This window comes from Streptomyces sp. CNH189 (genome assembly GCF_000527195.1).
Genome location: NZ_AZUS01000012.1, coordinates 97,177 through 108,856, shown reverse-complemented (window position 1 = coordinate 108,856; position 11,680 = coordinate 97,177). Strand labels below are relative to the sequence as shown.

9 protein-coding genes are annotated in these 11,680 nt (G+C 72.0%); 6 read left to right on the top strand and 3 right to left on the bottom strand.

Translation table 11 applies throughout. The features are described 5' to 3' along the window. The first annotated feature begins 78 nt into the window (after positions 1 to 78). The 6 genes from B100_RS0117865 (at position 79) to B100_RS37640 (ending at position 8,378) form a co-directional block, all read left to right on the top strand. Positions 79 to 2,568, top strand: coding sequence for a SulP family inorganic anion transporter (locus tag B100_RS0117865; protein ID WP_024885794.1), 2,490 nt, complete (start codon positions 79 to 81; stop codon positions 2,566 to 2,568). 193 nt (positions 2,569 to 2,761) lie between these two features. Continuing rightward, positions 2,762 to 4,717 (top strand): acetate--CoA ligase, encoded by a 1,956-nt coding sequence (gene acs / locus B100_RS0117860; RefSeq protein ID WP_024885793.1) that lies wholly within the window; start codon positions 2,762 to 2,764, stop codon positions 4,715 to 4,717. Positions 4,718 to 5,099: 382 nt separating this feature from the next. Next, positions 5,100 to 6,536, top strand: coding sequence for a Na+/H+ antiporter NhaA (gene nhaA / locus B100_RS0117855; RefSeq protein WP_024885792.1), 1,437 nt, complete (start codon positions 5,100 to 5,102; stop codon positions 6,534 to 6,536). 85 nt (positions 6,537 to 6,621) lie between these two features. Next, complete coding sequence (locus B100_RS0117850; RefSeq protein WP_024885791.1) at positions 6,622 to 7,110, top strand: phage holin family protein; 489 nt, start codon at positions 6,622 to 6,624, stop codon at positions 7,108 to 7,110. Continuing rightward, positions 7,107 to 8,057 carry an alpha/beta fold hydrolase gene (locus tag B100_RS0117845; RefSeq protein WP_024885790.1) on the top strand — a complete coding sequence of 317 codons (951 nt, stop codon included), beginning with the start codon at positions 7,107 to 7,109 and terminating at the stop codon, positions 8,055 to 8,057. Before B100_RS0117850 ends, B100_RS0117845 begins: the two co-directional genes overlap by 4 nt. A 138-nt stretch (positions 8,058 to 8,195) precedes the next feature. Continuing rightward, the gene (locus B100_RS37640) at positions 8,196 to 8,378 is read left to right on the top strand and encodes a hypothetical protein (protein WP_078540982.1); all 183 of its coding nucleotides are present in this window, start codon (positions 8,196 to 8,198) and stop codon (positions 8,376 to 8,378) included. A gap of 48 nt (positions 8,379 to 8,426) precedes the next feature. Here the strand turns inward: B100_RS37640 and B100_RS0117840 are convergent, their stop codons facing one another. The 3 genes from B100_RS0117840 to nth all read right to left on the bottom strand — a co-directional run bounded on the left by B100_RS0117840 (position 8,427) and on the right by nth (position 11,517). Continuing rightward, on the bottom strand, positions 8,427 to 9,626 hold the full coding sequence (locus tag B100_RS0117840) for a MarP family serine protease (RefSeq protein WP_024885789.1): 1,200 nt from the start codon (positions 9,624 to 9,626) through the stop codon (positions 8,427 to 8,429). 45 nt (positions 9,627 to 9,671) lie between these two features. After that, on the bottom strand, positions 9,672 to 10,367 hold the full coding sequence (locus B100_RS0117835; RefSeq protein ID WP_024885788.1) for an NUDIX hydrolase: 696 nt from the start codon (positions 10,365 to 10,367) through the stop codon (positions 9,672 to 9,674). Positions 10,368 to 10,458: 91 nt separating this feature from the next. After that, positions 10,459 to 11,517: an endonuclease III gene (gene nth, locus B100_RS0117830; protein ID WP_037723036.1), complete on the bottom strand. Its 1,059-nt coding sequence runs from the start codon at positions 11,515 to 11,517 to the stop codon at positions 10,459 to 10,461. Between the last annotated feature and the right edge of the window lie 163 nt (positions 11,518 to 11,680).

Sequence of the window (11,680 nt, the reverse complement as noted above, 5' to 3'; positions counted from 1 at the left end):
CCCCACGGCCGCGACCGCTCGCACCGAGCGGGGCCACCACGTCACGCGACCGCGCAGACCCGAAGGAGACGGGAGACCATGTCAGCCTGCGTTCCCCCGGGCACCACCGACTCGGCGCACACCGAGCGTGCCCATCCGCCGCACAGCCCGCCACCGCCCGGCCGTCGCCGGCGCTTCCGCATCGCGGGCGCCGACCTCTCGGCCGCGATCGCGGTGTTCCTCATCGCCCTCCCCCTGTCCCTCGGTATTGCCCTCGCCACCGGCGCACCGCTCCAGGCCGGCCTGGTCGCCGCGGCCGTGGGCGGACTCGTCGCCGGACGGCTCGGCGGCTCACCGCTCCAGGTGAGCGGACCGGCGGCGGGCCTCACCGTCGTCACCGCCGACCTCATCCAGCACTACGGATGGCGCACCACCTGCGCCGTCACCGTCTTCGCCGGCCTCGCCCAGCTCGGGCTCGGCTGTCTGCGGGTGGCTCGCGGCGCCCTCGCCGTGAGCCCCGCGATCGTGCACGGCATGCTCGCCGGTATCGGCGTCACCATCGCCGTCGCCCAGGTGCACATCGTGCTCGGGGGCGAGCCGCAGAGCTCCGTGCCCGACAACCTCCGCGCGCTCCCCGCCCAGTTGGCGCATCTGGACCCCGCGGCCCTGGCCGTGAGCGTGCTGGCCCTGGCCGTCCTGCTGCTGTGGCCCCGGCTGCCGGGCCGGGCCGGGCACCTGCTGCGCAAGATGCCGGCCGCGCTCGTCGCCGTCGCCACCGCCACCGCGGTCGCCGCGGCGGCAGGTCTGATCCTGCCCCTGGTGGACCTGCCGTCATGGCGCAGCCACGCCCTGGCCGGGCTGCCCGAGGGCCCGGTGCTCGGCCTCGTCGCGGCCGTGCTGACCACGACACTGGTGTGCAGCGTGCAGTCGCTGCTGGGCGCGGTGGCCGTGGACAAGCTGGCGGCCGCCCGGCCCGCCTCCCGGGACGTCGTCCGCTCCGACCTGGACCGGGAACTGCTGGGACAGGGCGCGGCCAACGTCGTCTCCGGCTCGCTCGGCGGCCTGCCCGTGGCGGGGGTCGCGGTCCGCAGCACCGCGAACGTCCACGCGGGCGCCGTCAGCCGGAACTCCACGATGGCACACGGCGTTCTGGTGGTGGCGGCCGCACTGCTCCTGGTCCCGCTGCTGGAGCTCATCCCGCTCGCCGCGCTGGCCGCCCTGGTCATGGCCGTCGGCATCCAGATGGTGTCCCTGCACCACATCCGGACGGTGACCCGCCACCGCGAGGTCATGGTCTACGCCGTGACCACCCTCGGCGTGGTGTCCTTCGGTGTGCTGGAGGGCGTGGCACTCGGCATCGCCGTGGCCGTCGGGGTGGCCCTGCACCGGCTCACCCGGACCCGGATCACGCACCGGGAGGAGGACGGGGTGCATCACGTCCACGTCCGCGGGCAGTTGACGTTCCTCGCGGTGCCACGGCTCAGCCGGGCGCTGCATCTCGTGCCGCAAGGCGCCGACGTGGTCGTGTCGTTGGACGGATCCTTCATGGACCACGCGGCGTACGAGACGCTGCAGGACTGGCAGAACACGCACACCGCGCGGGGCGGCACCGTGGAGATCACCGGCCGGCGCGCCGGGGTACGGATCGCCGAGCCCGCGGTCCTCACCTCCGGGCCCGCGGCCGGGGCGGACGCGGAAGCCGGCGGCACCGGTGACTGCCGCTGCCGCCCCTGGACGGCCTGGCGCAACCACCAGTGCGACCACCCGTCCTCCGGCCCGCCGGACACCGCGTCCTCGCCGGGTACGACGACCGCACGCGACCTCGCGACGGCATGGACCCACCCCGCGACGACCGGACCGGCACCGACGGCCTCCGACGGGACCGGCACCCTCGCCCCGGCCCGCGCGGGCGACACGGGCGGCAGCCAACTGGTGCGCGGGCTCAGCACGTTCCAGCGCAGGACGGCGCCCCTGGTCCGGGGGGAGCTGGCGCGACTGGCGCGCGAAGGGCAGCGGCCCTCGCAGCTCTTCCTCACCTGTGCCGACTCCCGCGTGGTCACGTCGATGATCACGTCCAGCGGCCCGGGCGACCTGTTCGTGGTGCGCAACGTCGGCAATCTCGTGCCGCCGCCCGGTACGGAGAGCGGCGACGACTCGGTGGCGGCCGCGATCGAGTACGCCGTCGAGGTGCTCGCGGTGCGCTCGATCACGGTGTGCGGGCACTCGGGGTGCGGCGCCATGCAGGCGCTGCTCGACTCCCGGCCCGCCGGCTCCGTCACCACGCCGCTGAGACGCTGGCTGCGGCACGGCGGGCCGAGCGTGGAGCGCCTGCGCGACGCCGGTGCGCCCGCACCGCGACTGACCGGGCGGGCCCCCGCCGACGACGTCGAGCGCCTCTGCCTTGCCAATGTGGTCCAGCAGCTGGAGCATCTGCGTGCCCACGAGTCGGTGGCCCACGCGCTGCGGGACGGGGCGCTGGAACTGCACGGGTTGTACTTCCATGTGGGTGAGGCCCAGGCGTATCTCCTCACCGAGCAGGGTGAGGACCGGGTGTTCGACCGGGTGCGGGACGTGGACCTGGTGGTGTGAGACACGGCCGGATGTGAGAGGCGTTACACCTCTTGAACCGGCTTGCTCCCCGCCCCGTGGGAAGAGGTGTCGGGCGCCCGCACAGGGCCCCGACAGGTCTAAACCAATTTCCCGTCGACCCTTGTCACCGCACCCCCGGGTCTGATGAGCTGTGGCCTGGGACACAACGGACACCCTGGGAAAGGCAGATGCCGTGAGCAATGAAAGCCTGGCCAACCTCCTGAAGGAGGAGCGACGCTTCGCGCCCCCCGCCGACCTGGCCGCCAACGCCAACGTCACCGCGGAGGCGTATGAACAGGCCAAGGCTGACCGGCTCGGCTTCTGGGCCGAGCAGGCCCGTCGGCTGACCTGGGCCAAGGAGCCGACCGAGACCCTCGACTGGTCGAACCCGCCGTTCGCCAAGTGGTTCCAGGACGGCGAGCTCAACGTCGCCTACAACTGCGTCGACCGGCACGTGGAGGCCGGGCACGGGGACCGGGTCGCAATCCACTTCGAGGGTGAACCGGGCGACAGCCGCGCCCTCACCTACGCCCAGCTCAAGGACGAGGTCTCCAAGGCCGCCAACGCCCTGCTGGAGCTCGGGGTTCGCAAGGGCGACCGGGTCGCCGTGTACATGCCGATGATCCCGGAGACCGCCGTCGCGATGCTGGCCTGCGCCCGCATCGGCGCCGCGCACTCCGTGGTCTTCGGCGGCTTCTCGGCCGACGCGCTCGCCACCCGTATCCAGGACGCCGACGCGCGCGTGGTCATCACCGCCGACGGCGGCTACCGGCGCGGCAAGCCGTCCGCGCTGAAGCCGGCCGTGGACGAGGCCGTCAGCCGGGTGGAGAGCGTCGACCACGTCCTCGTCGTCCGCCGCACCGGCCAGGACGTCGCCTGGACCGAGGGCCGCGACGTGTGGTGGCACGACGTGGTCGACCGGCAGAGCAGCGAGCACACCCCGGAGGCGTTCGGGGCCGAGCACCCGCTGTTCATCCTCTACACCTCGGGCACCACGGGTAAGCCGAAGGGCATCCTGCACACCTCCGGCGGCTACCTGACCCAGACGTCGTACACGCACTGGGCCGTGTTCGACCTCAAGCCGGAGACCGACGTCTACTGGTGCACCGCCGACGTCGGCTGGGTCACCGGGCACTCGTACATCGTCTACGGCCCCCTCGCCAACGGCGCCACCCAGGTCATGTACGAGGGCACCCCGGACACGCCGCACCAGGGCCGCTTCTGGGAGATCGTGCAGAAGTACGGCGTGACGATCCTCTACACGGCGCCCACCGCGATCCGGACGTTCATGAAGTGGGGCGACGACATCCCCGCGAAGTTCGACCTGTCGTCGCTGCGGGTGCTCGGTTCCGTCGGTGAGCCGATCAACCCCGAGGCCTGGATCTGGTACCGCAAGAACATCGGCGCGGACCGCACCCCGGTCGTCGACACCTGGTGGCAGACGGAGACCGGCGGCATCATGATCTCCCCGCTGCCGGGCGTGACCGCGGCCAAGCCGGGCTCCGCCCAGACCCCGCTGCCCGGCATCTCCGCCACCGTGGTGGACGACGAGGCCCGCGAGGTGCCCAACGGCGGCGGTGGCTACCTGGTGCTCACCGAGCCGTGGCCGTCGATGCTGCGCACCATCTGGGGCGACGACCAGCGGTTCATCGACACCTACTGGTCGCGCTTCGAGGGCAAGTACTTCGCCGGTGACGGCGCCAAGAAGGACGACGACGGCGACATCTGGCTGCTCGGCCGGGTCGACGACGTGATGCTGGTGTCCGGCCACAACATCTCGACCACGGAGGTCGAGTCCGCGCTGGTCTCCCACCCGTCGGTCGCCGAGGCGGCCGTGGTGGGCGCCGCGGACGAGACGACCGGCCAGGCGATCGTCGCCTTCGTGATCCTGCGGGGCACGGCGGCGGAGAGCGAGGGCCTGGTCGGCGAACTCCGCAACCACGTGGGCGCCACGCTGGGCCCGATCGCCAAGCCCAAGCGGATCCTGCCGGTGGCCGAGCTGCCGAAGACCCGCTCCGGCAAGATCATGCGCCGCCTGCTGCGGGACGTGGCGGAGAACCGCCAGCTCGGGGACGTCACCACGCTGACGGACTCCACGGTCATGGACCTCATCCAGACCAAGCTGCCGGCCGCGCCGAGCGAGGACTGACACACAGCCCGGGCGGGCGGGGCGGGTCGACCCCGCCCGCCCGCCCGGCCGCATGGGCAGGTCCTTCGCCCGTCATGTGAGGCGAGCCACGTCCGGGGTGCCCGGTCACCGCGAGGTGACGTCCTTCGCACGGGCGGTGACCTCGCGGCAGAGATCGCTGAACCGACGCTTTTCCGCAGGTCAGGGGCTCGTCCGCGTGTCCCGAGCCGTCTGACCGCACACTGCTGGCCCCGGTGCCTGACCGCGCCGGGGCCACAGGTGTTCCTGGTGCGGCCTCGGGGCACGTTAGCTACGCTAAAGAACACAACACGCTGTCTCATGGGGCGCCGGGAAGTCTGGTCGGCACGCGATTCGTGCTGCCCGCCAACCGAAGGACCACACTGTGAGCGCCCCCCGCACCCCCACCCCCCGCAAGGCTTTCGGACGCCTCTCCCTGCCCGAACGCAACTACGTCGCGGAGGCGCTGCGCACCGAGACCGTCGGCGGTGTACTGCTGCTGCTCGCCGCCGTCGCCGCGCTGGTCTGGGCGAACATACCCGCGCTGCACGACAGCTACGAGAGCGTCAGCGACTTCCACTTCGGTCCCGGGGCCATCGGGCTGGACCTGTCCGTGGCGCACTGGGCGGCCGACGGTCTGCTCGCGGTCTTCTTCTTCGTCGCCGGTATCGAGCTCAAGCGTGAGCTCGTCGCCGGTGACCTGCGCGATCCGAAGGCCGCCGCGCTCCCGGTCGTCGCCGCCCTGTGCGGCATGGCCGCGCCGGCGCTGGTCTACGCGGTCACCAGCGGTGTGGGCGGCGGCTCCCTCGCCGGCTGGGCCGTGCCCACCGCCACCGACATCGCGTTCGCGCTGGCCGTGCTCGCCGTCATCGGCACCTCCCTGCCCAGCGCGCTGCGCGCCTTCCTGCTCACCCTCGCCGTCGTGGACGACCTGTTCGCGATCCTGATCATCGCCGTCTTCTTCACCGACCAACTGAACTTCGCTGCGCTGGCCGGTGCGGTGGTGGGCCTGCTGGTCTTCTGGCTGCTGCTGCGCAAGGGCGTGCGCGGCTGGTACGTGTACGTGCCGCTGGCCCTGGTGATCTGGGGGCTGATGTACAACAGCGGCATCCACGCCACCATCGCCGGTGTCGCGATGGGCCTGATGCTGCGCTGCCACCGCCACGAGGGCGAGAAGCAGTCCCCCGGCGAGCACATCGAGCACCTGGTCCGGCCGCTGTCGGCGGGCCTCGCGGTCCCGCTGTTCGCCCTGTTCAGCGCCGGGGTCGCGATCTCCGGCGACGCGCTCGCGAAGGTATTCACCCAGCCCGAGACGCTGGGCGTGGTCCTCGGTCTGGTCCTCGGCAAGACGCTTGGCATCTTCGGCGGCACCTGGCTGACGGCCCGCTTCACGCGCGCCTCGCTCAGCGACGACCTGGCCTGGCCGGACGTGTTCGCCGTGGCGACGCTCGCCGGCATCGGTTTCACCGTGTCGCTGCTCATCGGGGAGCTCGCCTTCGAGGACGACGCGACGATGACGGACAGCGTGAAGGCCGCCGTCCTCACCGGTTCGCTGATCGCCACCGTCGTGGCCACCGTCCTGCTCAAGATCCGCAACGCCAGGTACCGCAGGCTGGCCGAGGAAGAGGAGCGGGACGAGGACCTCAGCGGTGTGCCGGACGTCTACGAGCAGGACGACCCGGAGTACCACCTGCGCATGGCCGAGCTCCTGGAGAAGAAGGCCGCGAAGCACCGGCGACTCGCCCGGGAGAAGGCAGCCGAACGTGACGCGCTTGCCGAAGTGCCGGGCGGGGCAGGCGATCGGCACGACGGTCCGGCATGATCTGACGAGACGGTACAAAAGACGGGACCGTCCCGCGCAGGCACGACGGACGTACGCGACGCGTACGCAGAAGAGGGAGACCGCGATGAGCGCACCCGACGGCAGCCCGGTCGGCGCCGAACGCAGCATCGGCCAGCTGTTCGCCTCGGCGACGGCGGAGATGTCGGCCCTGGTGCACGACGAGATCGCGCTGGCGAAGGCTCAGCTCAGGCAGGACGTGAAGCGGGGCGCGACCAGCGGCGGCGCGTTCATGGCGGCGGGTGTGCTGCTGCTGTTCTCCCTGCCGATGCTGAACTTCGCCCTGGCGTACGGCATCCGCACCTGGAGCGGCTGGAACCTCGGGTGGTGCTTCCTGCTGTCCTTCGCGGCGAACTGCATCGTCGCCGGCCTCCTCGCGTTGATCGGCGTCACCTTCGCCAAGAAGGCCAAGAAGGGCCGCGGCCCGCAGAAGGTCGCCGCCTCGATGAAGGAGACGGCCGGCGTCCTGCAGAAGGCCAAGCCGCATCCGCGTCCCGCCCTGCCGGAGAACCGGGGCCCCGAGGCCATCGAGGCTGTGGCACGCTCGTCCTCATGACGGACCCCGCCACTCCTTGGGCGCAACCAGCCTCGGCCGTACGCCTGGACATCCCGGGCGGCCCGGGACTCATCCACCGGGACGTCGCCGCCAACGGCGCCCGTTTCCACATCGCGGAGCTCGGCGACGGCCCGCTGGTGCTGCTGCTGCACGGCTTCCCCCAGTTCTGGTGGACGTGGCGGCACCAGCTGACGGCGCTCGCCGACGCCGGTTTCCGGGCCGTCGCCATGGACCTGCGGGGTGTCGGCGGCAGCGACCGCACCCCGCGCGGTTACGACCCGGCGAACCTCGCGCTGGACATCACCGGTGTGATCCGCTCCCTGGGCGAGCCGGACGCGGCGCTGGTCGGCCACGACCTTGGCGGCTACCTGGCCTGGACGGCCGCGGCCATGCGTCCCAAGCTCGTACGGCGGCTGGCGGTGTCCTCGATGCCGCACCCGAGGCGCTGGCGCTCCTCGATGCTCGCCGACGCCCGGCAGACCGCCGCCCAGTCGCACGTCTGGGGGTTCCAGCGGCCGTGGGTCCCGGAGCGCCGGCTCACCGCGGACGACGGGGCGCTGGTGGCACGGCTCATCCAGGACTGGTCCGGGCCGCAGCCGCCCGACGAGAAGGCCCTGGAGATCTACCGGCGGGCCATGTGCATCCCGTCCACCGCGCACTGCTCGATCGAGCCGTACCGCTGGATGGTGCGGTCGCTGGCGCGCCCCGACGGCATCCAGTTCAACCGCAGGATGAAGCGCCCGGTGCGGGTGCCGACCCTGCATCTGCACGGCTCGCTGGACCCCGTGGTGCGTACGCGCAGCGCGGCGGGCTCGGGCGCGTACGTCGAAGCGCCGTACCGGTGGCGGCTGTTCGACGGGCTGGGGCACTTCCCGCACGAGGAGGACCCGGTCAGCTTCTCGACGGAACTGATCAACTGGCTGAAGGATCCCGAGCCGGATCGGTGACCGTACGGACGCTCTCGGTACCCGTCACACCCCCGCAGCCTGAGCGCTTGTCCTACGAACGCCAATTGCCTGACGCATAGGCCAATTGGCGGCCCCTCAGGCGGTTATGGACCTTGGGGCGGGGGCACACGTCGGTGTATGGGCTGGACGCACGACTACAGTGACGCAAGCCGCAATCGCCGCTCGGCGAGCGGTATGGGTTCCCACCAGCGAGGCGGTGCACCACAGATGGCAGCTACGGACCTCAGGGTCGGAATCCCGCGCATCCTCCGCCGCCGTGCGCGCTGGGTCTCGGTCCGACTGCGTCACCCGCGCGGCTGACGGCCCGTCCGGTCCTCTCGTCCGGGCCACCGGTCCGGCAGCACCCGCTCAGAGCGCGCACTTGTCGCTGTCCACCTGCTGGCCGGCGGTACGGCCCTCGGCGATGTCCTCGCGGATCTCGTCGACGGTGAGCGCGTATCCCGTCTCGGCGTCGTCCAGCGACTTCGCGAAGACCACGCCGTAGACCTCGCCCTCCGGGGTGAGGAGCGGGCCGCCGGAGTTGCCCTGACGGACCGTCGCGAACAGCGAGTACACGTCGCGGCGCACCGTGCCGCGGTGGTAGATGTCGGGGCCGTTGGCCGTGATGCGGCCCCGCAGCCGCGCCGCGCGGACGTCGTACGCGCCGTTCTCCGGGAAGCCGGCGACGATGGCGCTGTCCCCGCTGCTCGCGTCCTCCGTGGCGAACCGCAGCGCGGGCGCGTCCAGATCGGGTACGTCGAGCACGGCGATGTCGCGCTCCCAGTCGTACAGGACGACCGTCGCGTCGTACTTCCTGCCCTCGCCGCCTATCTGCACGACCGGCTCGTCGACGCCACCCACCACATGGGCGTTGGTCATGACGCGCCGGTCGTCGAAGACGAAGCCGGTGCCCTCCAGGACCTTGCCGCAGCTCGTCGCGGTACCCGTCACCTTGACGATGGATCGCTGCGCGCGGAGCGCCACGGGGCTGCCCGCGAGCGCCGGGTCCGGCGGGCGGACGTCGGTGATGGGCTCGTTGGCGAACGGACTGAAGACCTGCGGGAAGCCGTTCTGCGCGAGGACGGAGGAGAAGTCGGCGAACCAGATGTCGGCCTTGTCCGGCAGCGCCCGGGAGACACCGAGCAGCACCTTGGAGCCGCGCACCTCCTTGCCGAGCGTCGGCAGTGTCGTCCCCGCCAGGGCGGAGCCGATCAGCCAGGCGACCAGGAGCATCGCGACGACGTTGACCAGGGCCCCGCCGGTGGCGTCCAGCGCCCGGGCCGGTGACCAGGTGATGTGGCGGCGCAGCTTGTTGCCGAGATGCGTGGTCAGGGCCTGGCCGACGGAGGCGCAGACTATGACGATCACGACCGCGACGACGGCGGCGGCGGTGCTCACCTCGGAGTTCTCCGTCATCGCGTCCCAGATGACGGGCAGTGCGTAGACGGCGACCAGTCCGCCGCCGAGGAAGCCGATCACCGACAGGATGCCGACGACGAAGCCCTGGCGGTAGCCGACCACGGCGAACCACACGGCGGCCACCAGCAACAGGATGTCCAGCACGTTCACCGATTCAAGCCTCGCCTTGTCCTACGCAGCACGGCGCCCACCCTGTCACGCCCGCCAGTCCAGCGGGACCTGCTTGTCCCGATCCCAGGGACGCTCCCAGCCCGCGAAGTGCAGCAACCGGTCGATGACGCCCGCGGTGAACCCCCATACGAGGGCCGATTCGACCAGGAATGCCGGTCCGTGGAAGCCGCTGGGGTGGATCGCGGTCACACGGTTGTCCGGGTGGGTGAGATCGGCCACGGGCACGGTGAACACCCGCGCCGTCTCGTTCGGGTCGACGACGCCGACCGGGCTGGGCTCGCGCCACCAGCCGAGCACGGGCGTGACGACGAAGCCGCTGACGGGGATGTAGAGCTTCGGCAGCACGCCGAAGAGCTGCACGCCGGACGGGTCGAGCCCGGTCTCCTCCTCGGCCTCGCGCAGCGCCGCGCGCAGCGGTCCGTCGCCCTGCGGGTCGCCGTCCTCCGGGTCGAGGGCACCGCCGGGGAACGACGGCTGGCCGGCGTGCGAGCGCAGCGAGGTCGCCCGCTCCATGAGCAGCAGCAGGGGGCCGCGCTCGTCCTCGCCGAAGAGGATGAGGACGGCGGACTGCCTCCCCGAGCCGTCCCCCGGCGGCAGGAAGCGGCTGAGCTGCTTCGGCGCGATCGTCTCGGTCACGCCGGCCACCGGGTCCAGCCACGCGGGCAGCCCGTCCCTGCTGAGGGTCACCGGACCCCCCTGCGTCCCGCTCGCGCGCGTCATACCCACCCCCGTCGTCCTGCCCCGTCCCACGGGTCCAACGCCCGGCGGCCCCGGGATCGTTCCGCAGGCCACGCGGGTGCCCGCCGTGCCGTCATCCGGCCCCCAGCGGCGGGGCGGGCCGGCCGCCGGCGTCCAGATACGCCTGCGGGGGCTTCAGGCGCTGACCCGGCTGACCTGCCTTCTCGTACTTCAGCAGCTTCCGCGCCTTCTCCGGGTCCGTCTCGCCCTCGCCGTACGCCGGGCAGAGCGGGGCGATCGGGCAGGCGCCGCAGGCCGGCTTGCGGGCGTGGCAGATGCGGCGGCCGTGCCAGATGACGTGGTGGGACAGGTCGGTCCAGTCACTCCTGGGGAACAGCGCGCCGACCGCCGCCTCGATCTTGTCGGGGTCGGTCTCCTCGGTCCAGCGCCAGCGGCGCACCAGGCGCTGGAAGTGGGTGTCGACGGTGATCCCGGGGCGCCCGAAGGCGTTGCCGAGCACGACGAACGCGGTCTTGCGGCCCACGCCGGGCAGCTTGACCAGGTCTTCCAGGCGGCCCGGCACCTCCCCGCCGAACTGCTCGACGAGCGCCTTCGACAGCCCGATGACCGACTTGGTCTTGGCGCGGAAGAAGCCGGTGGGGCGGAGGATCTCCTCCACCTCCTCCGGGTTGGCGGCGGCCAGGTCCTCGGGGGTGGGGTACTTCGCGAACAGTCCGGGCGTCGTCTGGTTGACGCGCAGGTCGGTCGTCTGGGCCGACAGCACGGTGGCGACGACGAGTTGGAAGGGGTTCTCGAAGTCCAGCTCGGGGTGGGCGTACGGGTAGACCTCGGCGAGCTCGCGGTCGATCCGGCGCGCCCGCCGCACCAGTGCGGTGCGCGATTCGCCCCGCGGGTGCGGGTCGACGGTCCTGGCAGGCGCGGCCGACACCGCGGCGGTGGCCTTCTTGGGCGCGACAACCTGTTTCTTGGGAGCGGGCGCCTTCTTGAGGGGGGCAGCTTTCTTGGCGGCGGGCGTCTTCTTGGCGGCGGGCGCCTTCTTGGCAACCGCGGCCTTCTCGACGGACGCCGCCTTCTTCGCAGAGACGGCCTTCTCGACGGACGCCGCCTTCTTCGCAGAGACGGCCTTCTTGGCGGGGTTCGCCTTCTCAGCATGCGCGGGCTTCTGGGCCACGGCCTTCTTGGCGGCGGGCGCCTTCTTGGCGGGCGGCGCCTTCCCGGCGGACGGCGCCTTCTTCGGCAGGTCCGCTCCCTCGCCGACGCTCGCCTCCTTGCCGGCCGCCCTCTTGGCGGGAGCCTTCTTCGCGGCGGCCTTCTTGGCCGCACCCTCGGTCGCT

Bases quoted from the DNA above. Each gene is read 5' to 3' on its own strand.
- B100_RS0117845 (WP_024885790.1), top strand. From the start codon at position 7,107: ATGACGGACCCCGCCACTCCTTGGGCGCAACCAGCCTCGGCCGTACGC.
- B100_RS0117835 (WP_024885788.1), bottom strand. From the start codon at position 10,367: ATGACGCGCGCGAGCGGGACGCAGGGGGGTCCGGTGACCCTCAGCAGG.
- B100_RS0117865 (WP_024885794.1), top strand. From the start codon at position 79: ATGTCAGCCTGCGTTCCCCCGGGCACCACCGACTCGGCGCACACCGAG.
- B100_RS0117850 (WP_024885791.1), top strand. From the start codon at position 6,622: ATGAGCGCACCCGACGGCAGCCCGGTCGGCGCCGAACGCAGCATCGGC.
- B100_RS37640 (WP_078540982.1), top strand. From the start codon at position 8,196: ATGGGCTGGACGCACGACTACAGTGACGCAAGCCGCAATCGCCGCTCG.